This is a genomic window from Sphingomonas sp., from assembly GCF_042091075.1.
GTDB lineage: Bacteria > Pseudomonadota > Alphaproteobacteria > Sphingomonadales > Sphingomonadaceae > Sphingomonas.
Genome location: NZ_JBELIE010000035.1, coordinates 1 through 23401, shown reverse-complemented (window position 1 = coordinate 23401; position 23401 = coordinate 1). Strand labels below are relative to the sequence as shown.

Here is a 23401-nt window from a genome sequence, read left to right as displayed (position 1 = left end):
TGGAGTCGTTCACCGCTCAAGGGCGGGAAGTCCGGATCATCTACCCACTGTCGCCGGCCAAGGACTTCAACCAAGAACTGATGGAGGCGAACCGATGACGGTGGCTTCTATCGCCGATCGCATTGGGCAGGCTGATGCCCATCGGCCTCCGCCTGGTTCGAACGGTGTGGCCATCGCTGCCACGCCGTTCGCATGGCGCGACCCAAAGTCGATCCCGGCCAGGCCGTGGGTCTACGGGCGCTGGCTGCTGCGGAACACGATCACCGCCGTCGTCGCGCCGGGCGGCGTCGGGAAATCGTCGCTCATGGCCACGACGATCCTCGCACTGGCCACCGGCCGCGCGTTGCTGGGCAAGACGATCTGGGAAGGCCCGCAGCGTGTCTGGTACTGGAATCTCGAAGACGATGGTGACGAGCTGTCGCGTCAGATCCACGCTGCGGCGCTGCACCACCACGTCGGGCAGAACGACTGCGGCGATCGGCTGTTCGTCGACAGTGGCCTGGACGGCGCGACCCTGTGTGTCGCCACCGAGGATCAGGACGGATTCAAGATCCTGCACCCGGTCGTGGAAGCGCTGGTCGCAGAGCTGATCGGCCGCCGGATGGACGTGCTGATCGTCGACCCCTTCGTGTCGTCGCACACGGTGTCCGAAAACGACAACGGTGCCGTCGACGCGGTGGCGAAGGAATGGGCGCGGGTAGCGAAGCGGGCGAACTGTGCGATCGTGTTGGTGCACCACACCAAGAAGCTCGGCGGGCAGAAGGTGACGGCGGAGATGTCGCGCGGCGCGGTGGCGCTGATCAACGCCGCGCGTATCGCACTGGTGCTCAACCGGATGGACACGGAGGAAGCCACCCGGTTCGGCATCGCCGACGACGGGGAACGCCGCCGTCACTTCAACGTCCAAGACGACAAGCACAACCGCGCCCCCGCCGAAGATGCCGAATGGTATCGCATGGCGTCCGTGGATCTCGGCAACGGTGAAGGCATCGGCGCCGGAGACAACATCGGCGTCGTCGCTCGCTGGACCCCGCCGGACACGTTCGACGGCGTCACGACCGAACACCTGCGTCAGGTGCAGCGCGACGTCGATGCCGGGGAGTGGCGCAAGAGCGACCAGTCGCCCGAGTGGGTCGGCCAAGTCGTTGCCCGCGTCCTCGAGCTCGATCTGAACAAGATCACCGACAAGGCGCGGGTGAAACGTCTGCTCAGAGAGTGGACGACCAACGGCATGCTGGTCGAGGAAACCCGCAAGGACGGCCGCGGCAACGCCCGTCCGTTCATCGTCGTGGGCCGCTGGGCGGACGACCATTCCACACCTCCCCACCAGCAGGTGAGGAACGGTGAGGAAGTGGGGACGCCGTTCCCCACCACCACCGCCCCTAAAAGGGCGGTGGGTGGTGGTGAGGAACGTCCCGCGGACGTGGCGCGCAGGCCGAAGATGATCCTGGCGCCGGGCGAAACTGGGGATGAGCCGATCCCCGGATGGGAGGAATTCAATGGGCGATAAGCCGACCGAGAAGAAGAATACGGCGGAGCTGCAGGTTGTCGCGATCGAGGGGAAGACCCCGGAATATGCGGTCGCACGGGGCGAGCTCGAACCCGAGGTGAGGCATGCCGCGCTCGCATTGAACGCGTCCGCCGACCTGTTTGCCGGGGATCGAGCGAGCGTGCCCGACATGGCAGAGGCGATGCGAGACTTGGCGTCAGAAGCGGCCAGCCAGGATTTGTCCGCGATCAACCGTGTGCTGACGGCTCAAGCGTTGAGCCTCGACACGTTGTTCACCCAGATGGTGCGTCGCGCCCACCTCAACCTCGGTCAGTTCCCGGACGCAGCCGATCGCTACCTCCGGCTGGCGTTGAAGGCGCAGGCCCAATCCCGAACCACGCTCGAAACACTGGTGAAGATGCATCAGCCAAGAGAGCAGACTGTGCGCCACATCCACGTCGGCCCGGACGGGCAAGCGGTCTTCATCGAGAACTACAACGGAGGGATGGGAAGTGCCCGATATGACGAACGACCCCATGCACAGTGCCCATCAGGCCCCGCGATGCTTGGCCACGACACGGTCCCACCAACAATGCCAGTCGCCGGCGATTCGAGGGCGGAAGCGGTGCCGCATGCACGGCGGAACAGTCGGCAGCGGCGGCCAGCTCGGAAATAGCAACGCCCTGAAACATGGTGCTCGATCGCTCAGGTTCACGCGGGTCGCGAAGCTACTTCGGGCGCTGAAAACCTAGACTTTTCCGAAAAGATATGATATGAAAACGATCATTTTTCTAGGCGGCTGACTGATGCAGGAAGGCAGTGATCTGATCCAGTTGGCTGCGACCGGCAACGTCGCTGCGCAGCTCGGCTTGGTCGATCACGCTATCGCTGCGGGTGCGGCCGGCACCTGTCGCAAGATCGAGGCGCTGGCAGCGGCAGAGACGTGGGCGCGCCTCGCGGCCGCTTGCGGCGGCGCTGATGAAAATCGGGCACTCGTTGGCGTTCTACTTGCCCGTGCCGAATTCGAAGTCGGCCGCTGCTCGGTCTACAACGCCCAATGGTATGAGGGCGAAGCCCGGCGGGTGCTGAAGCACCTCGTATCATTCGACGACGAGGACGCGAAGCAAGCGCTGGAAGAGCTTGGAGAGCCGCCCGAGGGCGAGCACCACGCGCCGGACGTACTGGTTTTCAAGAACCTGTCGGCGGCGGCGAAGGGCGATCTGACCGCTCTCGCCTCGCTGTGTGATGAGGCGTTCCGGCTCCTGCAAATCGGCGGGTCAGACCCGATCGAAGCGTTGACCGCGGGCGAGCTGTATGCGCGACTCGGATCCGTCTCAGGCGACGCCGATCAGATGCGTCGGCTGGCCGGTATCCTGCTCAAGCGAGCCGAATACGAGTATGGCGAGGGTTGGGCCGCGCTGGCGGACAACGCCGTCGCCGAGGCGGCCGTGCTGCTGTCGATCCTAGTCGACACTGGCACTGAAAGCATGGCGGCTTGGCTGAGCCTGTTGGTGAATGACTCACGTATGCCGGCGATCGCCAGCGCTGTCCGTCATCGTCCCACGATCCTGAAATTCATCGAGCCGCGGGGGAACTGCTGATGGCGATGTTCGGAGCGAGCCTGCGAGAGCGCCAACCCGGGGAGCCGAGACTCGCGGGTCAATTCGACTTACGCGAATGGGCTCTGCAGCAAGGTGTCCCGAGCAGCGTATTCGATCGTCAGAATATGTCGCCAGCTGACGACCGCCGGTCTCTGGCAACAGCTGGCAGTTCATTCTTGGCTGAAGCCCTCCAGCGGCCGCAAGCAGGGGTTGACGCCGCACCGATCCTTGCCGGCGCGTTAGCGCAGCCAGCCGCTGCAGAAGTGTTGCCGGCAAGACAGCAAGCTTCGTCGATTACCGGCAATTTGCCATCGTCCGCTATCGACTATGCTGGACTGTCAACGCCAGTAGATCTCTCGAATGCTCGCAGCCGGAAGCCCAGCTTCTTTGAGAGCGGCGGATGGGGAGAAAAGATCGGCAACATTCTGTTTGCTGCAGCGACAGGTGCGCCCGCACCTGGTGTCCGTCGTCGATTGCAGGAGCAGATCGAGCAGCGTCGAATGATGGACGCCGTTCGGCAGCGACAAGCCGAACGCGAAGAATGGATGTGGCGCGAGCAATGGAAGCGCGACAATCCAGATGACCAGTTCACTCAATATATGCGCGCCGCCGGCATTGACCCCGCGTCACCGCAGGGACGTGCGCTTTACCGTCAGCGGGCCGAGAGCATCGCGACGCCACCAATGATGGCGGTCGATGGCTTTGATCCGCAGGGCAATCCGACCAAGACCTTCATGCCGCGCACGGCGTTCGGCGCAGGCGGACGACCGCAAGGCGCTGGCCCGGCGGTCGGCACCGTCCGCAACGGCTATCGCTTCAATGGCGGCAACCCCAACGACCGGACCAGCTGGGTCCCGGTGGGAGGTGCATCGTCCCCCGGCGGTGCCACCTTTCGCTGATCCCCGCGGTGCGCCCGGCGTCATGACCAGTGGTCGGCGAACCGTGGAGGGTAACCGACTGGTCGGCGGTGTCCCGAATAGCGCTCACCTGCGTGGGGACGCCGCAGATTACGCGAACACCACCGTTGCCGACCTGCGGCGCTACTTCGGCCCCGCCGCACGGATCCTCGATGAAGGCGACCACCTCCACGTCGAACAGCGCGGTTATGGCCGCACCCCTTACCACGGTCGCCGTGGCACGATCGGAGCACGATGATGCAACAGAAGATGCCGTGGGACGAGGATTGGTCCCAGCCCCAGGACACGCAGGCTGGTCCCAGCGGATACCCGACGATCACGATGCAACGCGATCCCCGTCAGGTCGCCCGCGACGACGCGGCGATGGCGCGCGCCGCCCTAGATCAGCAGCTTCGTCTACAGGCCGCGACGCGTGACGCCGTCCGCTTCTCCGAACGCAACAAGCCGAACCTGCCTGCCGGTTACATGATGGGTCCGAATGGACAGGCCGTGCGCATCCCAGGCTTGCCGCCCGAGAAGGGGACGGAGCAGCCCGGCCAACGCGACCTCGATAGCGTCCGTGCCGAAGCGTTGGACAAGATCAGGCTTGCCCGCTCGCTCCAGCAGCGGTCGCGGGATGGCTGGTTCGCAACCGGCTTCGGTGCGTCCACCATGGGCAGCATCGGAGGGACCGGAGCTTATGACGTTCGGCAGGACACCGAGACCCTGAAGAATGCGGGCGCGCTGACGCGCATCATGGAAATGGCGAAGACGAACGGCGGGAAGAACCCGCTGACGCCGTTGTCCAACAGCGACTTCCAGGCGCTCGCCAGCAGCCTGTCCAACCTCGACACCAGCCAGAGCGACGGCCAGTATCAGGCCAACGTTCAGCGTGTCATCGACCTCTACACCCGAGCCTATCAAGGCGCCGGCGGGACCGATCTGGAAGGTGACCTCGATCCTGCCAAGCGCCGGAAGCGAGCCGGACCGCCGGTGATCGGGGGCGGGATACAGGGATCGTCTTTGCCTCCGTCAGGCGGCCAGCCGACGCGCTCGACCGCTTTCTACGGCGATGGCGGGAATGGCGGCGGCGGCGCGGCAACGCTGGCCACGGGAGCGACGAAGACCGAGCGTGACCCGTCCCTAGCGGGCGTCAATGCGCGGGTGGCTTCTATGCTTCGCAGCGGCGCGTCCGACGCGGCGGTCCGTGACTATCTCACCCAGGTCGGAGCGCGAGCTGACCCCGCTAGCGTCAACGCCGTACTCGATTTTAGGCGCCGCAACCCCGGCTACAAAGGCGGCTATTCGGTCAACCTCGAGAACCGTCAGGTGCCAACGACGGGATGGGAGCGGTTCGCCGCGTCGCCCACCGGCACCGGCATATATGCCGCACTGGACGCGGGTCTAGGCGGGCTGACAGACGAGATCGCAAGCATGGCTGGCGGGGGCGACCTGGCCGACCTGAATGCGCGCAAGCAGCTGGCGTTCTCCACGAACCCCAAGGCGGCGTTCGCGGGTCAAGCGCTGGGCACGGTCGGCTCGATGACGGCCTTGGGCGCGCTTGGCCGCACGGCCGGGATCACCTCCCGTCTGGCCAACCCGCAACTCGTCGGGGACATCGCCTTCGGCGCGCTCTCGGGCGCTGGGCAGAGCAACGACAATCGACTGCTCGGCGGCACCCTCGGCGCGGTAGGCGGCGCAGGGGGCAACTTCGTCGGCAATCAGGCCGCCAAGGGTATCGGGGCGCTGGCCAGGACGGCCCCAGTCACCGCTATGTCCAATCGGGTGCGCGGCATCTTCGGCATCCCGATGCTGCCGGTAGCCCGGCCGCTGGGCGCTGCAGACAACACCATCATGGACGCCATCAACCGGGCGGGCCCCAACGACGTCACGGGGGCGCTCACCGAGGCGCGCAACTTCAACATCCCGATGTCATTGGCCGACACGAACCCCAACCTGCGCGAGCTCGCCGGCGCGGCAGTGCGACGCTCGCCAACAGCGTCGTCCTTCGCCGAGGACGCCCTGCTTCCACGCGGGCGCGGCCAGTATGATCGTTTCACCGCTGCCGTGGACACGAACCTGGGGCCGACCGCCAACATCCCCCAGCGCAGTGCCGAGATGATGGAGCAGGCGCGTGCCGCCGCGGCACCGGACTACGCGCGGGCCTACGGCAACCCAGTGCCGAGCACCCCTGAGCTGGATGCGGTGTTGAACACGCCGTTCGGCCGGCAGGCGCTTGGACGGGCCCGCACCATCGCCGCGAACGAACGCCGCGCTCCGGCCGAGATGGGCTTCGCGCTTGACGACGCCGGCGACGTGGTGCTGAACCCACAGCCTAACGCCATGATGGCCCGGCACCTGGGCGCGCGGGCTGCCCTTGACGACGCTCAAGCGGCATACAAGGCGGCTCGATCGACGCCCGGCGCCAACATGGAAGCTGCCCGGCAGGCCGTCGAAGTCGCCCGGTCGAATATGCGGCTGGCTGAAGCAGGGCTTCGAGGCGCGCCGGACCCGACGATGGCCGCTGCCGTCCCGTCCTATACCACGCAGACGCTTGATTATGTGAAGCGCGGGATGGACGACGTGCTGGAGGAGCAGCGCAACCCGATTACCGGCCGCCTGCAGCTTGATGAAGCCGGACGGGCGCAGAACGGTGTCCGCGGGCAACTTCTCGACGAGGTGGATCGGCTGAACCCGGACTTCGCGTCCGCCCGCCAGGCCTATGCTGGGCCGATGGGGTCCCGTGACGCGCTGTCCCGCGGAGTGGACGCCTATGGGTTGCACCCGGACGAGCTGGGAATGCAGGTCGCAACCCAGACGCCGGAGCATCTTGGCCAGATGCAGCTGGGCTATCGGGGTGCGATGGTCGACCACGCTGGCCGGGTTCGGGACAGCGGAAATCCGTGGGACGCGACGCTTGGCTCGCCTGTAGCGCGCGATCGACTGCAGACGGTCTTCCCCAACAACCCGGGCGTCGAGCGTATGCTTCGGATGTTGGACATCGAGAAGCGGCTGGCACAGACGACGAACGCGGTTCTCGGCAATTCCAGGACTGCCCAGCGACAGATTGCCGACGACGCGTTCGCTTCCGCCAGCCCGCTCCTTGAAGGAGCTCTTCACGCCGGTGCCGCGCTCACGACCGGCGGCGCGTCGATCCCGGGCACTGCCGCGCGGGTTGCCGGCGGCGGCCTGAAGAACTGGATGGCGCGAGGGCAGAACCGCATGTCTGAAGCGAGGGCGGACGCCTTGGCGCCGGTCCTGCTCAATCCGGACCCCAGCGCCGCACTGACGAAGGTGATGGAGATGCTCGCTCAGCAGCGCGCCTTCCAAGACTTCGTGTCCCGCACGACGCCGAAGCGCCTTGGCATGTTCGGTCGAGCGATCGGCAGTCAGGCTGCCGTGGCGCCGGTCAACCAGTAACAAGTAGCCTTAGCGATGCACCATAACCGTCCAGCCAACTGCTGCAGCGACCACAACAAGGCTCAGATATGCCAGCCAAAATACGCGCTCGCCTCGTCTGACTGTCAGATCGGGCACGTATATCCCGCGCCAGTTGCGACGCGCGACGAGTTCGCGCGACCCGTGTTTCCAAGTCAGGTATCTGGCAATCAACGGCGAAATGACGCCGCGAAAGAGTGCGATACCGAGCGAAACCGCGATGATGGGCCGGACGTCCACGAGGCTGTCATAGCGAGCACTGGCGTGTCCGGACAGACCGTGACACAACGTTCGAGCATGCGTAGGGGGGCGCGGATGCGTGACATTGACGTCCGGATTGCCGTTCGCGGTCGCTTAGCAAGCGAACACGAGGGCGATGCCGACACCAGAATTGTCGAAGAAATGGGTATCTGGAACGGCGCTGTGCGCGTCGACCTGGCCGTCATAAACGGCGAACTCGCCGGTTACGAAATAAAGAGCGCCCGAGATACCCTGCAGCGCCTGCCGGCGCAGGCCGCGTTATATAACGCTGTCTTCGATCGGGTGCACTTAGTGGCCGCTGAAAAGCACCTCCCCCGCGCCACTGCAGAGATCCCTTCCTGGTGGGGCGTCATTGTGGCGCATGACGACGGCGATCGTGTCCGGCTGGTCGTCGAGCGCGCCGGCGACACCAATCCCGCGATCGAACCTGCGCAGATCGCCCGCCTATTATGGCGAGATGAAGCGATCGACATCCTGGAAAGCCACGGCGCCGCCCGCGGTGTTCGCGGCGCATCTCGAGAACGTGTGGTCGAGAGGCTCGTTTCAACCTTGGGTCTGAACGAGCTTCGACAAGCAGTGCGACAGTGCCTGAAACGTCGTCAGCAGTGGTTAGGGCAACCGGTCAACGACCAAGCAGATGTGGCGATTGGCCGAGAAGGCTGACCATTTCGCACGACTGCCCATGCCCGGCGCACCACCCGCAGCCAAACTGATCTGAGCATCCGCCCAAGAATTTACGCCAGAAAAGCCGGCGCTGCCCTGAAGAACACCGGCGTGCGCCTGATATTGTTGCCGCATAGGCTGACCATTCGGACCTGTGGTGGCATAGCCTTTCATGACGAGCAGGTCGTTGTCGCGAGTGTAGCGCACGCTGACTGTGGCCTTCGCCATAGCTGCACCCGGCGGCTCGGTTAGGTCCGGATGACCCGTCATGAAATCTCCGTAATCCAGCCGACCGGGCACCGCGCTCCGTGCAACTTGCCAGATCAGCCAATCAGTCCGCGGGAGGACATTCGCGCCATATGAAAGGGCGGAGTAATCTTTAGGCGCGGCGGCGCCAACCAAAGTTACGGACCTGAACAACGCCAGCACCGCACTCTGACCTGCGAGCTGGTGCGCCACGTAACCACCATACGATTGCGGGTCCTGACCGGCGAGGTGCCCCAGGCTGATTATTAGATCGGTGGACGATGGCCACACGCCCAACTGGCTGACCGCGGCAGGAGCCAGGCCAATTGAGTGCAGGTTCGTCTTCACCATCGCGCCATGTGAGTCGACCAGCGAGGCGCACACCTGCTGATAGGGCGCTGGATCAGTAATGCTCCAACACGGGAGGGCGCGAATGCCGCTGGCGCGCATCGCCGCGATCGCAGCAACGACGGTGGCGGTGGAGCCGCTTTGGGTGGCGTTGAACGAGCCGTCTACACCAGCGGGTCGACCCGCCCAGACTGATGCCAGTCCCGGAACGAACGTCGGCTTCAACGTCTCCGTGACATGGAACAGTGGCAGAATGCGATCACGGACAGCTGCCGGAAGATTGTCGAGAGCCGTGATTTCACCGGCCTTCGTTTTCATGACCGGGACGTACCGGTATACGTAGGGCTGACCCTGCGTCAGCGGGTGATGAGATAGCGTAATCGGGGCCGCGGTGGCCATATAACGGTTCCTTTATATCCCGCGGGAGGAACCTTGACCGTAGGGCGCCTACAAGCTATAGGCGCCCACGAACCACGGCATCGGTCCACCAAACGGATCGTTGCAGTCCAAAAGCCGCGTTGGGGTCTAGACCACCCCTGCGCGGCTTTTGCATTATGAACGACTATGCCTAATTTGGCAATACAAGCCCGCGTGAGCGTATTTCAGCTATTGGGTGGTAATTTCCCCTGTCGATCTTTTTCGTCGTCCCACGGCTCTCCAGCGCCCAAATAGCGGGTATTTTACGGCGGTTCTAGGTCGAGGCGCTTAGCACTCGACGTGGGCGAGTGCTTGAAGGTGGAGACGCTAAGCGGGCGACGATTCGTGACAATTGTCGCATCGGAATGAAACTGATTTATCCGGGATTTTCGCTTCGCTCGGCCGAAATCGACCCGAGTTCGGTCGCTTCCTCGCCCACCGCCGAAAGTCGACCGAAACACAGGTAAAATCCCGGACTGTGTTCGCTCCGGCGAATTATCCGGGAAACCCAGCAGACCAGCGCTAGATCGCTCGCTTCGCTGATCGCCGTCGCAGCCTAGCACCGCGTTGGTTGCCGCCGGTCGGGAGGGACTGGAGGCTCGCCCATAGGCAGATTGTGTAGCGAAAGCAGACACCTATCCACAGTCAACTCGCTGCAGTTCTACTTTCCCATGTAAATGCGTTTCAACCCGCGCAACTGGTCGCCGCGGACCGCCACTGGTTCCCGGATAAATCCGTTTCACTCCGCGGGGCATGCGGAAATGCCCCGACAGTCACTCTTTTCTTTTATTCCGGGAACTGAAAACGGCCTCGTCGACGGGATCGGCCGTACGATGCTCGCTGAAGCTCGAAGAATCGCAGGCGCAATACCGCTAACGTGTGGCACCGCCACACCCTAGCTCTGCTCAGGCGCAACACCGTAAACGTTACGCGGCGAGCGCGTAGCGTTGACTGCCGACGACCGCGGGACGGTCTAACAGGTTGTCGCGCGTCCACGCGCTCGGATCGGATCGTCTTCGTCGATCCTCGGGACCGCAACCTTCGGTGCGGTTGCTGTAGCTCATCCTGTCGATCGGCGGAAGCGGCTGCGCCGGCCGACTGGTGAGGCGGACGACCCCAAGCCGCCAACAGCCCTTCAGCTCCGGGCCCTTTGCCAATCCTGGCAGAGGAGAAAATGACATGTCGAACACTCGCGCCTGGCGCTCGAAGAAGCGCACCAGTAAGCCGAACGCGAGGCAAAAAAGGAACGGGCTGTTCCTCGACGCCCATCCCTGGTGTCAGCGCTGCAGCCTGCACCCGGCGCAGGAAGCGCATCACGAACTGCCGCTGGGTCACCCCGCCCGTTACGACTGGCGGTTCATCAAAGCGCTGTGTGTGCCCTGCCACATCGACGTCCATCGGCATGCCGGCGGCGGCGTCGTGGTGATCAACCCCGGGCCGTAGGAGGGGCTAACCGGACGCCTTCACCGCCATTACGGGATACGTCCCCGTTGGCGATGAAGGTGATCCCGGCCGCCGTGAACGCCCCCTCCATCGCAGCTAGCGACGAGTCGGCGACGGAGTGCCCGGACTCGTATCGACGCACCGTGGCGACGCCGACGCTGGCCTTGTCTGCCAATACCTGAGCGGACCAGTCGAGCAGCGCCCGGGCGGCGCGACATTGCTCGATAGAAATCATGTGATCGGACCTAGATCAGTTCACCCTTGTTCACCAGCGTTCAAGGTGATATGAAAGCGATCAGTCGGCCGGGATTGGAGGGTGCAACCTCCACCCCGGCCTGACCACAACACCTGTTGAGGAGGTGATATGGCTGTCTCCACCCTACCGCCGGGCGTCCGGCGGACCAATAGCTCGCGCCTGCCGATCCACGTCCGCGCCGCCATCTCGTCCGAGCTGACGATGCTGTTCGATCGCGTCGGCCTGCTGCTCGCGCGGCTCGACAACGAGGATGACGATCCTGACCTTGAGGAAGACGATCCCAGCGGCGATCCGCTGGAGGTGAATGGGGAAGCGCCGGACGACGAGGCGCGCGGCGTCCTGCCGATCCGTCCGTTCTACGGCGTCGATCAGACGTCAGGCCCGACCAACTACGTCGAGGCGCAATCGGCCTACCTGGCGGCGGAGAACGGACTGGTCCGGGCGCCGGGCGGCGGCTGGAGGAAAGCGGCATGACGATGCACACGACCCGTCGCGCCCTCGTCGGTGGCGTCGGCCTCGCTGCTGTCGCACTCGTCGGTCCCGCGGCTGCGTCCAAGCTTCCCAAGGCGTCGAGCATCGAGGGTCACTGGCAAACCCGATGCGCCGCTTATCGTGAGTTCGAGGCGGACGCGACCGTGCTCGACGATAACGAGCGGGCCAACGACTATTGGGATCGGATCGACGCGACCGAGATCGCGATCCTCGACAGTCCCGACACCAGCATTCGCGCCGCTGAGCTACGCCTATGGATTGCATGGTCGCACTGCGATGATCGGAACCGCGAGGGTGTCGCGCAGGGGGACGTGCAGGCGCTTCGGCGCGTGCACAGCAGCTTGGACTGGCACGAGAAGCTGATCTTCGCCGCCATCCTCAACCTGCGCGGGGAGGGCTGATCCATGACCATGGACATCAAGCGCGCGAAGGATCGGCAGGGGCTGATCAACCTGTCGGCGGCGATCGAGGCGGACGCTGTGCGTATAGCGACGCTGGGTGAATGCATCTTGGAGACGATCTGCGATCCTGACGTCAGCGCGCGTCAGATCGGCATCGTCGACGCCCTCGCCAACACCGTGAAGATCATGGCGGATCGTGTCGCCAGCACCGCCGCCAAGGTGGAAGCCTTCGCCGCCACCCTGCCCGAGGAGGCGACGGCATGAGCACCGCCAGCACCATCACCACACGCCGGTCCCTGCTTAGTGGCAGCACCGCTATCATGGCCGCTGCGCTGCTCGCCACGAGCACAGGTACAAGTGCGCGTCCTACCCCTCGACCGAGTGATCGCCTTCGCCGGGCGATGGATCTGCACGACCGTATCGAAGCCGAATGCGAGCGGTTCGACGTCGAAACCGAGATGCCCGCCCGACAGGCCTGCGCCGCGGCAATCGCTGCCTATCAGGCTGAACCCCCGCCGCCGCACGAAGAAAGCGCGACCACCTTCGTCAACGCGTTCGGCGACGCCGTGCGTCTGTCGACCGACCGGATCGGTGCGGGTGCGGTCGCCCGCAAGGTGGTGAACGACCCCACTTGGGCGGACATGGGCGACGACGATTGGCGGCAGGCCCACCGCGAACTCGCTGCCGCGCATGATCGCAGGGACGCCGTGCTCGCCGCGCAGGCGAAGCGCAAGCGCGACTTCGAAGCCGCGACGCGTGCAAGGTTCCGCATCTCTGAAATCGCCGATCGCTCCAACACCCTCGCGGATCGGCGGCATCGGCTCTGGTGCGCGGCATTGGCGACGCCCGCCGCCAACTTGGCAGACGTGACGACGAAGCTCGACTTCATCGCACGCACCGTGGCCGACAGCGAAGTCGGCCATCACGAGCTCCACGCCATCGCCGACGACGTGCGTCGCTTGGCGGGGGAGATTTGATCATGGCGACAGCCTTCCCACCCCCGCCCGCCATGCCGTTCGTCCACCCTGACGACATGCCCCAGCTCTACGCCCTTCGCGGCACTGGCCGGTGCATGGAGCCGGTGATCAACGACGGCGCACTTCTGACCTTCGACAAGGAGCAAGCGCCCGAGCCGGGCGACGTGGTGGGCCTCGTGTTCAGCCATGCATATGCCCAGCGTTGGGGCGCGCCAGGTTGCGTCAAGAGGCTGAAGATGGCGCTGCCACCGCCGATCTTCAGCAGGGCTTTCGACGGTCTTGTCGTCGTCGAGCAGATCAACCCGCCCCGCACCTACACCTTCCGCACCAGTGACGTCCTGGCGGCGCACAAGTGCGTCGGGCACGCGGAACCCGATCCTGACAATAAGGGTCGGGCTCGCTTCCGCCTGAAGCAGGAGGCACCGCGATGCTGACGGTATCGACACGCGGATTCGACCCAGGTGTGTGGCTCGGCGCTTTCACCGCCATCGGCGGCGGCTACGCCCTGATGTCGGGCCGCAAGCTGGCCTTCCTTGTCGACGAGTGCGATGCCGAGGACCTGACTGGAATCATGGCGCAGATCGTCGGGCAGCCCGAGCGGCAGGAGGCGATCAAGTCGGCTATCGAGCGGCGCAGTCTGGGGCAGGTGGGCTGATGGATCGCCTGTCCCGCCCGTCACCCAACCGGACGCCGAACCCTCGTCCGTGGCCGCGCCGCCGCCACCGACGGTGGACGCACGGTCGTGACGCCATCGGTGTGTCGTCTCTCTTCGCGATCATCCCCTCACTGCCCCGCGCCGAGCTGGCCCGTCTGACCGAGCGCATGATCGACCGCTTGGACCAGATCGACGGGGACCCGGACCTCGAAGATCTGCGCGAGGACGAGGAAGACACCCACGACCGGGAACAGGAGGAAGCCCACGACTAGCGCCCTGATATGGCCGTCGCCGCCCCCGATGCCGACGAGCCTGCGTCCCGCCCTTCGCACGCCGCCTCGACGCAATGCAGTCGAGGCGTTTCAGCGTGTCCACCGGTTCGACGAAAGTCACTCGCTCGCCGCGCAATACGGCAACGATTGGTGGATCCCGATCTACCGACGCGCCTTCCCGACGCTGATGTCGGCTGTCGCTGTCGAAGAGGACGGTTGGGCTCAACGCGGCGGCATCGACCGGCTGCTGACGCTGGCGTGCGGACGGACCTACACGGTCGACGAGAAGATCCGGACCGAGGACTGGCCGGACGTGCTGCTGGAGCGATGGTCGAATGAGGGGCTGCGTCGTCCCGGTTGGGTGCAGAAGCCGCTGGCCGCAGACTTCATCGCCTACGCGCACGCGCCGGCCGCAACCTGCGTCCTGTTACCGGTGCCGGCGTTGCAACGCGCGTGGCGCCAGCACGGGCGTCAGTGGATCGGGCTGTATGGGCAGCGCCGCGCGCAGAACCACGGCTACACCACCGTCAGCGTCCCCGTGCCCCGGAGCGTCCTGATGCAGGCGATCGTCGAAGCGATGTTCGTGAGCTGACGAAGCTTCAATTCGTTATTGAAGCACGCCCATCTCTTGGCCGACCCGTTCTATGGCTGCGCTCTCATCACCGCGAAATAGAGCCATAGGCAAGCTACGGTTCTGAGCTCGTTGATATTTGTGACGGCTAATGTTTCGGAATTCCGCGTCTTCCAGCAGCGCCACCACCGATATTGACGGGTCATGCTGCCCGAACTCGCGATAGGCCAGCAGCGCTTCGTTGAGCTTGTCCGAGGACGATACCAAATACACGCTGGCCACTTGGTCACTTGTGAGTGAGCGCAGCAGCAGGTCGGCTGGAAAGTCCTTCAGGTCTGGACGGGGAGCAGTATTCTCCTCGATCTCGACCTGATTGGATAGCCGATCCCTGATCGCTGCAATCACGTCGTCGCGAAACGCAGAGCGAACCCGGTCGCGGCTCCACAGGGCGACATCGCGGACGCGGATCAGCGCAGATAAAAAATCGATGGATCGGCGCGAGACATCCACTTCGGGGAAGGGCGCTGTCTTAATCTCGTAGGTGTCGCGGTCCCAGAACGCACCCGCCTCGAGAAGGATTGCGTCAAGCAACTTGGCCCGGGGGCCCTGGTCGAACGGTATGTCACGCGCAATCAAGCCGGACAGGTACTCGCCGTCGTCCTCGGCGCGCCATCCGTCCTCTTCCTCTGTCAGATAAAAGCTGATTTTGTCTCCGCTCGCGTCGGCAAAAGCGGTGCTGATCGCGTAGCCTGACGGCACCGGATGCACTTGTAGCTCCCCGCAGAACGCTGAGCAGATTGTATCGACTAGGGCGTTCATCGGGCAAGGTTGTATAGAGGACCGAGATCGTCGTGAATCCGGAAAATGGCTCTCGCCGCTTGCCAGAACGTCGACGGAGTGTAGGCGGCCGTCCGCCTGTGCCTCGAGCTGACCGCAGGGGCACGAGCGAGTTGATCTAAGCCTGTCGCGCCGACCTCGACACCCCCCCGCCCACAATGGCTGTGCAGGTGCGTCCCTGGATGGCTCGCGTGATACTCGAACCGGGCCACGACAGACCAAGCGCCATGGACCTCGATCAACAGGTAAGACTTCCAGTTGCCGCGATCAGGATTCACCAGCGCAACGAGCAGGTAGTTCTTGGCACCGCTGGCAGCGGGAGCGCTTCGCCATTGCCACCCAGCGCGGATAGGTCGCGATTTCGGGAAGATGGGACAGGCTCTCGGCGGCATGTCGTCGGTGCGCCAGCCGGTATCCGCGGCCTGTATCTTCCGATCTGCGATCAGATGCCTGACTCGCATCGCCCCCTCCACAATGTCGTGCGTAGGCTATGGCGCTTAACCGCAACGAGCAAGGAGACTGCAGGCATAGGCAAGGTGATCAGGTCGCGCTGCCCGCGAAGGCCCGGATGCTTGCGACCTCGATGCTGATCGAGCGAAGCCCGGTGTCCCTCCGGACCAACTTGCCCCGCTTGATCAGGTTGTAAATGGTGCCCCGGCTCTTGTTCAGCGCCCGCATCGTCTGCTCCATCGACGCGAACAACGCGCCAGGGGGGATAGCAGGCGGGGACGCGTGGTGATCCTTGGCCACCTCCACCGGCACGCCTCCAACGTCTTCGGACGTCGGCTCGGGGGCGACGGCTCGAGCCGGGGCTGGCTTCCTCGAACCCGCGACGGATGGCGGCGCCCCAACGTGGTGAGCGATCAGCCAGTCGATGCTGTCGGGCTTGAAGGTGATCCCGGTGATGATCGCGGCGCCGGCTAGGTGAACGGTGCCGCTGGTCCACACATCGGTGGTCCGACCTGCCTGGACGATACGCTTCCACATCGCCTTCGGGATCTTCGGGCCGAGGACGACGGTGCTATCGCCGCGCATGTCCAGCGTCTCGATCGACAGGGCATAGGACTTCACGAAGCCGCCGGCGGCGAAGTCGGCGATGATGCGCTTGCCATCCGCGATGCCGGCGGCCTCGACAAGTTGAGCCGCCTTCATCGGCGTGATGGTCGTGTGCGCGTTCAAAATTTCACCGCCGCGTGTTGCGTATTCCAACGCGGGTCTATGGCATTGCAGGGTAAATAAGCCGCTATCGGCCCGCGACGTTGGCCACCGTTGTTCACGGTTGCACACCGGCAAGCAAAACCGGAATGAGGGAACAATCGTGGGGAACGGCTGGGCGGGATCGACAATTTATGCCGACTATTCAACCGCTTAGCGCTAGGTAAATGGTGCCCAGAAGAGGACTCGAACCTCCACGCCGTTACCAGCGCCGCCACCTGAAGACGGTGCGTCTACCAATTCCGCCATCTGGGCACGGGGTAGGCCGGCGCCTCTAGGGGGAAGCGCGGGGGCGTGTCAACAGCAACTTCTGCGATGCTCCGGCTTTTTTCCGATCGTTGCGAGCCCGCCCGGATCGCGCGCGTTTCGTGTGACGATGGCGGGTGGCGGGGTCGCCGGCGGGGTACTGGCGCGGTCGCCGCGGCGGCCGCCCCGTCCACCGCCCTTGTCTTCGCGGGGCGGGGCGGGCAAGGGCGCTACAGGGCTGAAGGCTTTCGAATGAAGGACAGCATGAACGACAAGCTGGTGACGCTGATCGGCGGCGGGGGCTTCCTGGGCCGCTATATCGCGCAGACGCTGCTGCAGGCCGGAGCGCGGGTGCGCGTCGCGCAGCGCGATCCGCGGCAGGCGTTCTTCCTCAAGCCGCTGGGCGGCCTGGGACAGACGCAATTCGTTGCCGCCGATGTGTTGCGGCCCGACACGATCCGGCGCGCGGTGCACGGGGCGTCGGCGGTCGTCAATCTGGTCGGCACGTTCGGCGCGAACCAGCAGCGCATCCATGTCGACGGCGCCCGCACGATCGCCGAGGCGGCGACCGACGAAGGTGCGGCGCTGGTGCATATCTCCGCGATCGGAGCGCAGGCCGATGGCGATTCGGAATATGCACGGTCGAAGGGCGAGGGCGAGAATGCCGTACGCAGCTTCGCGCCGCATGCCACGATCCTGCGTCCGTCGACCGTGTTCGGTCGCGAAGACCAGTTCATCAATCGCTTCGCGGGCATGATCGCGACCTTGCCGATCGTCCCGGTGCTGCGGCCGGAAGCGCGCTTCCAGCCGGTCTATGTCGGCGATGTCGCTCGCGCGGCGGCGGCGGCGCTGATCGATGAGGAGCGGTTCGGCGGGCGCGCCTTCGAGCTGGGCGGGCCGGAAGTGCTGACGATGATGGAGCTTCACCAGCGGATCGCGCGGCTGATCGGGCGCAAGGAACGATTCCTGCCGCTGCCGGATGCGGCGGGCGGGCTGCTCGCCGCGCTGCCGGGCACGCCGATCTCGCGCGATCAGTGGAAGATGCTGGGGCACGACTCGATCGTGTCGACCGGCGCCGAGGGGCTGGACGCGCTCGACGTGGAGCGTACGCCGATCGATTCGGTCGCGCCGGGCTGGCTGGTCCGTTATCGCAAGGCAGGCCGTTTCAGTCTGATCGAGCGCGCCGGCGGCTGACGCCCTGCCGCCCGTCGCGGCGGACCGGGCGCCGCCCGCCATCACGCGCACCATCGCAAGGGGGAACCCGCGACATGAACGATATCCTGATCGTCATCCTGCTCGGTATCGTCGAGGGGGTGACCGAGTTCCTGCCCGTCTCGTCGACCGGCCACCTCGTCCTCGCCAGCGCATTACTCGGGCTGTCGGGGGGCGATGCGACCTTTGACATCGTCATTCAGCTGGGCGCCATCCTGGCGGTGATCGTCTTGTTCTGGCGCCGTTTCCTGCGCGTCGGCGAAGGGCTGTTGCGGCGCGATCCGGCCGCATTGCGGTTCGTGCGCAATATCTTGCTCGGCTTCCTGCCGTCGGCGATCGTGGGCATGGTCGCCTATGCCGCGATCCGCGCGGTGCTGGAAGCGCCAGCGATTGGGCCGTTCGTCGTCGCGGTGGCACTGATCCTGGGAGGCATCGCGATCCTGTTCATCGAGCGGACCGTGCCCCCGGCGGAAAAGGGCTCGGTGGAGACGATGAGCTGGCGTGTCGCGCTGGGCATTGGAGTGGTGCAATGCCTGTCGATGATCCCCGGCGTAAGCCGCTCGGGCGCGACCATCATGGGTGCGCGTGCGATGCGGGTCGATCAGGAGACCGCCGCCGAATACAGCTTCTTCCTGGCGATCCCGACGATGCTGGGCGCGACGTCGCTGGCGCTGTGGAAGAGCCGGCATGACCTTGGCAATGCGCATCTCTCCGCGATCGCGATCGGCTTTGTCGTATCGTTCATCGTCGCGTTGATCGTGATCCGCTGGTTCATGGCGATCGTCACCCGTCACGGCTTCGCCCCTTTCGCATGGTATCGAATCGTTGCCGGATCGATCGCCCTGGCAGCGCTTGCATGGCATTGATACCGATTCGGGACTAAACAACTTGCTGCTTGGCGGAAGAATGCAGCGAATCGCCTGACGGCGGGATTTCTATGGCAGCTTCGCTGTCCTATATGTCGGAAAGTGCGTGACAGCGTGCTTCCGGTATGAGACGCGCGTCATCGGAGGACGCCGATGGCCGAGATGCTGAAGTTCGTTGATCGCCCGCAATCCTATCCCGCGAAGCGGGAAGCGACCGAACGGGCCGCTGATTTCCATGAGATCGCGGAACGCTATGCGGCTCCCGCGGCGGAGGACCAGGCGGGGCGCTGCTCGCAGTGCGGCGTGCCTTATTGTTCGGTTCACTGCCCGCTGCACAATCACATCCCGGACTGGCTGCGGCTGACCGCCGAGGGGCGTCTTCGCGAAGCCTATGAGTTGTCGAACGCGACCTCGACGATGCCTGAGATTTGTGGACGCATCTGCCCGCAGGACCGGCTGTGCGAAGGCAATTGCGTGATCGAATTCAGCGGCCACGGCGCGGTGACGATCGGTTCGGTGGAGAAATTCATCACCGACACCGCCTGGGCGGAGGGATGGGTCGAGCCGCTCGTCCCCGGGGCGGCGCGCGGCCAGTCGGTGGGGGTGATCGGCGCCGGCCCGGCGGGGCTGACCGCCGCCGAATATCTGCGCGCGCAGGGATATGACGTGCACGTCTATGACCGGCATGATCGCGCTGGCGGGCTGCTGACCTATGGCATCCCCGGCTTCAAGCTGGAGAAGCCGGTGGTGATGCGCCGCGTCGACCGGCTGAAGGCGGGCGGAATCGTCTTCCACGAAGCGTTCGAAGTCGGGCGCGATGCGACGCTCGACGATCTGCGCGCACGCCACGACGCACTGCTGATCGCGACCGGCGTTTACAAGGCGCGCGCGATCGAGGTGGACGGCAGCGACGTCCCCGGCGTCATCGCGGCACTGGATTATCTGACCGCGTCGAATCGCAAGAGCTTCGGCGACGCGGTGCCGGCGTTCGAGGACGGCAGCCTGAACGCGGCCGGCAAGAACGTCGTTGTGATCGGCGGCGGTGACACCGCGATGGATTGCGTGCGCACCGCGATCCGCCAGGGCGCGGCGAGCGTGAAGTGCCTGTACCGCCGCGATCGCGCCAACATGCCGGGATCGCAACGCGAAGTCGCCAATGCCGAGGAGGAAGGCGTCGAGTTCGTCTGGCTGTCCGCCCCCGCCGCCTTCGCGGGCAATGATCGCGTGACGTCGGTACGGGCCAACCGGATGCGGCTGGGCGCTGCCGATGCCAGTGGCCGCCGCGCGCCGGAGGTCGATCCCGGCGCGGCGGAGGACATGCCCGCCGATCTGGTCATCAAGGCGTTGGGCTTCGACGCCGAGGAACTGCCGCATTTGTGGGACGCGCCCGAACTGGGGGTGACTCGCTGGGGCACCGTGCTGGTTGACAGCAAGACGCTGATGACCAGCCTCGACGGGGTCTTCGCGGCGGGCGACATCGTGCGCGGCGCATCGCTGGTGGTATGGGCGATCCGCGACGGCCGCGACGTCGCCGCAACGATGCATAAGTATCTGAAGGCGAAGGCCGAGGCTGCGAAGGTGGCGGCGTGATTCGCGCGCACCTCGCGGCGGCAGCGGCGCTCGTGATGGCCGCCCCCGCCACCGCGCAAGCCCCCGTGGCAGGCGCCCCCGCGGTGACCGAGGACCCCGCTACGCTGGCCGCCGCCCGTCGGGTGGCCGCGCACCTGATGCCGCCGGGTATCTACAAGCAGATCATGGGGCCGATGATGGACCCGATCCTCGGCAACATGGGCCAGTCGATGAAGGCGCTTCCGCTCCGTCAGCTCGCGCAGCTCGGCGGGATGACCGCGGAGGAAGCCGCCAAACTCGATCACGTCGACATGGCGACCGTGATGGCGATCTACGATCCGCATTGGGAAGAGCGAATGCGCCTGTCGATGCGCGCGATGATCGATTCGATGGCCGATTTCTTCACGACGATGGAGCCCGACATGCGCGAGGGCATGGCCAAGGCCTATGCGCATCGCTTCACGCTGGCCGAGCTGGACGATGTCGATCGCTTCTTCGGCACCCCGTCAGGCGAGAAATTCGCCAACCGATACATGACGATCATGACCGATCCGGCGGTCGCCGCGCAGATGAAGGCTTTAATGCCCAAAATGATTGCGCAGATGCCCCGTTTCGTCGCCGCAGCGCAGAAAGCCACTGCCGCCCTCCCCGCGCCGCGCAAGATCAACGACCTTACCGCCGCCGAACGTGCGACCCTCGCCAAGGCCCTCGGCGTCACGCAGGACAAACTTCACGATCCGAAGGGCACGCTATGACCGACCCCCGCCAGTATCTCGCCGAACACGGCATGTATCGCCCCGAGTTCGAAGGCGATGCGTGCGGGGTCGGCCTTGTCGCCGCGACCGACGGCAAGCCCTCGCGCCGCGTGGTGCAGTCAGCGATCGATGCGTTGAAGGCGGTGTGGCACCGTGGCGCGGTGGATGCCGACGGCAAGACCGGCGACGGCGCGGGCATCCATGTCGATTTGCCGGTGCGCTTCTTCGACGATGCGATCGCGGCGGGTGGGCACAAGGCGCTCCCCAACCGGCTGGCGGTCGGCATGGTCTTTCTGCCGCGCACCGATCTGGGCGCTCAGGAGACGTGCCGGACGATCGTGGAAAGCGCGATCATCGAGGCGGGTTATACGATCTACGGCTGGCGGCAGGTGCCGGTCGATGTCAGCGTGATCGGCGTGAAGGCGCAATCCACGCGCCCCGAGATCGAACAGATCATGATCGCCGGCCCGCTGCCCGGCGACGTCGATGAGGCGGAGTTCGAGAAGAACCTGTACCTCGTCCGCCGGCGGATCGAGAAGCGCGTCATCGCGGCGCAGATCCAGGGCTTCTACATCTGTTCGCTGAGCTGCCGCTCGATCATCTACAAGGGGCTGTTCCTCGCGGAGAGCCTGTCGGTCTTCTATCCCGACCTGGTCGATCAGCGCTTCGAATCGCGCGTCGCGATCTTTCATCAGCGTTATTCCACCAACACGTTCCCGCAATGGTGGCTGGCGCAGCCGTTCCGGTGCCTGGCCCATAATGGCGAGATCAACACGATCCGCGGCAACAAGAACTGGATGCTGAGCCACGAGATCCGCATGGCGTCGATCGCGTTCGGCGAGCATTCGGAGGATATCAAGCCGGTGATCCCGGCGGGCGCATCCGACACCGCCGCGCTGGACGCGACATTCGAGGCGATCTGCCGCTCGGGCCGCGACGCGCCGACCGCGAAGCTGATGCTGGTGCCCGAAGCGATGGCGGACGACATGCCGCCCGCGCATGCCGCGATGTACCAATATCTCGCCTCGGTGATGGAGCCGTGGGACGGCCCCGCCGCGCTGGCGATGACCGACGGCCGCTGGGCGGTCGGCGGGGTCGATCGCAACGCGCTGCGCCCGTTGCGCTATACGCAGACCGCCGACGGCCTGCTGATCGTCGGATCGGAGAGCGGCATGGTGGTCGTGCCCGAAAGCACGATCATCGCCAAGGGCCGGCTGGGACCGGGCCAGATGATCGCGGTCGACCTGCTCGAAGGCCGGGTGATGCGCGACCGGGAGATCAAGGACCGGATCGCCGCCGAGCAGAATTATGCCGCGATGATCGGCGAATTCTCGACGATGGACGATCTGCCCCCCGCGCCCGCCGACAGCATCACGCGATACGCGCGCGCCGATCTGACGCGGCGGCAGGTCGCCGCCGGGCAGACGCTGGAGGATATGGAGCTGATCCTGTCCCCGATGGTGGAGACGGCCAAGGAGGCGATCGGCTCGATGGGCGACGATACGCCGCTGGCGGTCATTTCCGACAAGCCGCGGCTGATCAGCCAGTTCTTCCGCCAGAATTTCAGCCAGGTGACGAACCCGCCGATCGATTCGCTGCGCGAGCGATACGTGATGTCGCTCAAGACGCGGTTCGGCAATCTCGCCAACATCCTCGATACCGAGGACCGGCGCGAGCGCGTGCTGGTGCTCGACAGCCCGGTGCTGACCTCAACCGACTGGGCGCGGCTGAAGGCCTATTTCGGCAATGGCGCGGCGGATATCGACTGCACCTTCGAGGCTGGCGGCGGCCCCGAGCGGCTGCGCGCCGCGATTCAGCGCATCCGCAACCAGGCCGAACAGGCGGTGCGCGAGGGCAAGAGCGAGCTGTTCCTGACCGACGAGAATATCGGCCCCGATCGGATCGCGATCGCGGGCGTGCTGGCGGCGGCGGCGGTGCATACCCATCTCGTCCGGCGCGGTCTGCGCTCCTATGCGTCGATCAACGTGCGCAGCGCGGAATGCCTCGATACGCATTATTATGCGGTGCTGATCGGGGTCGGCGCCACCACGGTGAACGCCTATCTGGCGGAGGCGGCGATCGCCGACCGGCATGCGCGCGGCCTGTTCGGCGACCTGCCGCTCGAGGACGGGTTGAAGCGTCACAAGAAGGCGATCGAGGAAGGGCTGCTGAAAATCCTGTCGAAGATGGGGATCTCGGTGATCTCCAGCTATCGCGGCGGCTATAATTTCGAAGCGGGCGGGCTCAGCCGCAGTCTGGTCAACGACCTGTTCCC

27 protein-coding genes and 1 tRNA gene are annotated in these 23401 nt (G+C 65.2%); 21 read left to right on the top strand and 7 right to left on the bottom strand.

All coding sequences use genetic code 11. The annotated features are described in order from the left end of the window. The first annotated feature begins 94 nt into the window (after nucleotides 1–94). Nucleotides 95–1510, top strand: coding sequence for an AAA family ATPase (locus ACFDSW_RS05505; protein ID WP_375249273.1), 1416 nt, complete (start codon nucleotides 95–97; stop codon nucleotides 1508–1510). Between the two features lie 196 nt (nucleotides 1511–1706). Here the strand turns inward: ACFDSW_RS05505 and ACFDSW_RS05500 are convergent, their stop codons facing one another. Next, nucleotides 1707–2027, bottom strand: a complete 321-nt coding sequence (locus tag ACFDSW_RS05500; protein ID WP_375249272.1) for a hypothetical protein — start codon at nucleotides 2025–2027, stop codon at nucleotides 1707–1709. Between ACFDSW_RS05500 and ACFDSW_RS05495 the strand changes: the two genes are divergently transcribed. The 5 genes from ACFDSW_RS05495 to ACFDSW_RS05475 all read left to right on the top strand — a co-directional run bounded on the left by ACFDSW_RS05495 (nucleotide 2011) and on the right by ACFDSW_RS05475 (nucleotide 7406). Next, complete coding sequence (locus ACFDSW_RS05495; protein ID WP_375249271.1) at nucleotides 2011–2241, top strand: HGGxSTG domain-containing protein; 231 nt, start codon at nucleotides 2011–2013, stop codon at nucleotides 2239–2241. The two genes, ACFDSW_RS05500 and ACFDSW_RS05495, sit on opposite strands and share 17 nt — an antisense overlap. Before the next feature lie 54 nt (nucleotides 2242–2295). Continuing rightward, on the top strand, nucleotides 2296–3090 hold the full coding sequence (locus ACFDSW_RS05490) for a hypothetical protein (RefSeq protein ID WP_375249270.1): 795 nt from the start codon (nucleotides 2296–2298) through the stop codon (nucleotides 3088–3090). A gap of 176 nt (nucleotides 3091–3266) precedes the next feature. Further along, entirely contained in the window at nucleotides 3267–3989 is a 723-nt protein-coding gene (locus tag ACFDSW_RS05485; protein ID WP_375249269.1) for a hypothetical protein, read from the top strand. Beyond that, nucleotides 3910–4245, top strand: coding sequence for a D-Ala-D-Ala carboxypeptidase family metallohydrolase (locus ACFDSW_RS05480; protein ID WP_375249268.1), 336 nt, complete (start codon nucleotides 3910–3912; stop codon nucleotides 4243–4245). Before ACFDSW_RS05485 ends, ACFDSW_RS05480 begins: the two co-directional genes overlap by 80 nt. After that, nucleotides 4242–7406 (top strand): hypothetical protein, encoded by a 3165-nt coding sequence (locus ACFDSW_RS05475; RefSeq protein WP_375249267.1) that lies wholly within the window; start codon nucleotides 4242–4244, stop codon nucleotides 7404–7406. Before ACFDSW_RS05480 ends, ACFDSW_RS05475 begins: the two co-directional genes overlap by 4 nt. Nucleotides 7407–7415: 9 nt before the next feature. Here ACFDSW_RS05475 and ACFDSW_RS05470 read toward each other — a convergent pair whose 3' ends face one another. Then, on the bottom strand, nucleotides 7416–7664 hold the full coding sequence (locus ACFDSW_RS05470) for a hypothetical protein (RefSeq protein WP_375249266.1): 249 nt from the start codon (nucleotides 7662–7664) through the stop codon (nucleotides 7416–7418). A gap of 75 nt (nucleotides 7665–7739) precedes the next feature. On the opposite strand from ACFDSW_RS05470, the gene ACFDSW_RS05465 reads away from it, so the two are divergent. Continuing rightward, complete coding sequence (locus ACFDSW_RS05465) at nucleotides 7740–8348, top strand: sce7726 family protein (RefSeq protein WP_375249265.1); 609 nt, start codon at nucleotides 7740–7742, stop codon at nucleotides 8346–8348. Here ACFDSW_RS05465 and ACFDSW_RS05460 read toward each other — a convergent pair. After that, the gene (locus tag ACFDSW_RS05460; RefSeq protein ID WP_375249264.1) at nucleotides 8295–9260 is read right to left on the bottom strand and encodes a hypothetical protein; all 966 of its coding nucleotides are present in this window, start codon (nucleotides 9258–9260) and stop codon (nucleotides 8295–8297) included. The two genes, ACFDSW_RS05465 and ACFDSW_RS05460, sit on opposite strands and share 54 nt — an antisense overlap. Nucleotides 9261–10538: 1278 nt before the next feature. On the opposite strand from ACFDSW_RS05460, the gene ACFDSW_RS05455 reads away from it, so the two are divergent. Then, nucleotides 10539–10802 (top strand): hypothetical protein, encoded by a 264-nt coding sequence (locus ACFDSW_RS05455; RefSeq protein WP_375249263.1) that lies wholly within the window; start codon nucleotides 10539–10541, stop codon nucleotides 10800–10802. Here ACFDSW_RS05455 and ACFDSW_RS05450 read toward each other — a convergent pair. Next, nucleotides 10786–11037: a multiprotein-bridging factor 1 family protein gene (locus tag ACFDSW_RS05450; protein WP_375249262.1), complete on the bottom strand. Its 252-nt coding sequence runs from the start codon at nucleotides 11035–11037 to the stop codon at nucleotides 10786–10788. The genes ACFDSW_RS05455 and ACFDSW_RS05450 overlap by 17 nt on opposite strands. A gap of 129 nt (nucleotides 11038–11166) precedes the next feature. Here ACFDSW_RS05450 and ACFDSW_RS05445 point away from each other — a divergent pair, with 129 nt between their 5' ends. From ACFDSW_RS05445 to ACFDSW_RS05410, 8 genes are all read left to right on the top strand, one after another. After that, a complete protein-coding gene (locus ACFDSW_RS05445) occupies nucleotides 11167–11532 on the top strand; it encodes a hypothetical protein (RefSeq protein ID WP_375249261.1) in 366 nt (121 codons plus the stop codon). Then, entirely contained in the window at nucleotides 11529–11951 is a 423-nt protein-coding gene (locus ACFDSW_RS05440) for a hypothetical protein (RefSeq protein WP_375249260.1), read from the top strand. The genes ACFDSW_RS05445 and ACFDSW_RS05440 overlap by 4 nt, the downstream gene beginning before the upstream one ends. 3 nt (nucleotides 11952–11954) lie before the next feature. After that, nucleotides 11955–12215, top strand: a complete 261-nt coding sequence (locus ACFDSW_RS05435) for a hypothetical protein (protein ID WP_375249259.1) — start codon at nucleotides 11955–11957, stop codon at nucleotides 12213–12215. A gap of 137 nt (nucleotides 12216–12352) precedes the next feature. Then, complete coding sequence (locus ACFDSW_RS05430) at nucleotides 12353–12928, top strand: hypothetical protein (RefSeq protein WP_375249258.1); 576 nt, start codon at nucleotides 12353–12355, stop codon at nucleotides 12926–12928. A gap of 2 nt (nucleotides 12929–12930) precedes the next feature. Continuing rightward, nucleotides 12931–13362, top strand: a complete 432-nt coding sequence (locus ACFDSW_RS05425) for a S24 family peptidase (RefSeq protein WP_375249257.1) — start codon at nucleotides 12931–12933, stop codon at nucleotides 13360–13362. After that, complete coding sequence (locus ACFDSW_RS05420; protein WP_375249256.1) at nucleotides 13356–13583, top strand: hypothetical protein; 228 nt, start codon at nucleotides 13356–13358, stop codon at nucleotides 13581–13583. The genes ACFDSW_RS05425 and ACFDSW_RS05420 overlap by 7 nt, the downstream gene beginning before the upstream one ends. Continuing rightward, nucleotides 13583–13855 carry a hypothetical protein gene (locus ACFDSW_RS05415; protein WP_375249255.1) on the top strand — a complete coding sequence of 91 codons (273 nt, stop codon included), beginning with the start codon at nucleotides 13583–13585 and terminating at the stop codon, nucleotides 13853–13855. Before ACFDSW_RS05420 ends, ACFDSW_RS05415 begins: the two co-directional genes overlap by 1 nt. Nucleotides 13856–13883: 28 nt before the next feature. Then, nucleotides 13884–14447, top strand: coding sequence for a hypothetical protein (locus ACFDSW_RS05410; protein WP_375249254.1), 564 nt, complete (start codon nucleotides 13884–13886; stop codon nucleotides 14445–14447). 15 nt (nucleotides 14448–14462) lie between these two features. On the opposite strand, the gene ACFDSW_RS05405 is transcribed toward ACFDSW_RS05410, so the two are convergent. The 3 genes from ACFDSW_RS05405 to ACFDSW_RS05395 all read right to left on the bottom strand — a co-directional run bounded on the left by ACFDSW_RS05405 (nucleotide 14463) and on the right by ACFDSW_RS05395 (nucleotide 16733). After that, entirely contained in the window at nucleotides 14463–15245 is a 783-nt protein-coding gene (locus ACFDSW_RS05405) for a DUF1828 domain-containing protein (RefSeq protein WP_375249253.1), read from the bottom strand. A gap of 558 nt (nucleotides 15246–15803) precedes the next feature. Continuing rightward, on the bottom strand, nucleotides 15804–16472 hold the full coding sequence (locus ACFDSW_RS05400) for a hypothetical protein (protein WP_375249252.1): 669 nt from the start codon (nucleotides 16470–16472) through the stop codon (nucleotides 15804–15806). 174 nt (nucleotides 16473–16646) lie between these two features. Further along, a tRNA-Leu gene (locus tag ACFDSW_RS05395) sits at nucleotides 16647–16733 on the bottom strand. 255 nt (nucleotides 16734–16988) lie between these two features. Between ACFDSW_RS05395 and ACFDSW_RS05390 the strand changes: the two genes are divergently transcribed. The 5 genes from ACFDSW_RS05390 to ACFDSW_RS05370 all read left to right on the top strand — a co-directional run. Beyond that, nucleotides 16989–17918 carry a complex I NDUFA9 subunit family protein gene (locus ACFDSW_RS05390; RefSeq protein ID WP_375249275.1) on the top strand — a complete coding sequence of 310 codons (930 nt, stop codon included), beginning with the start codon at nucleotides 16989–16991 and terminating at the stop codon, nucleotides 17916–17918. A gap of 74 nt (nucleotides 17919–17992) precedes the next feature. Next, entirely contained in the window at nucleotides 17993–18802 is an 810-nt protein-coding gene (locus tag ACFDSW_RS05385) for an undecaprenyl-diphosphate phosphatase (protein WP_375249251.1), read from the top strand. 162 nt (nucleotides 18803–18964) lie between these two features. Continuing rightward, nucleotides 18965–20392, top strand: coding sequence for an NAD(P)-dependent oxidoreductase (locus ACFDSW_RS05380; protein WP_375249274.1), 1428 nt, complete (start codon nucleotides 18965–18967; stop codon nucleotides 20390–20392). Then, nucleotides 20389–21126 (top strand): DUF2059 domain-containing protein, encoded by a 738-nt coding sequence (locus ACFDSW_RS05375; RefSeq protein ID WP_375249250.1) that lies wholly within the window; start codon nucleotides 20389–20391, stop codon nucleotides 21124–21126. Before ACFDSW_RS05380 ends, ACFDSW_RS05375 begins: the two co-directional genes overlap by 4 nt. Continuing rightward, a partial coding sequence (locus ACFDSW_RS05370; protein ID WP_375249249.1) for a glutamate synthase central domain-containing protein occupies nucleotides 21123–23401 on the top strand: 2279 nt, incomplete at its 3' end. The genes ACFDSW_RS05375 and ACFDSW_RS05370, both read left to right, overlap by 4 nt.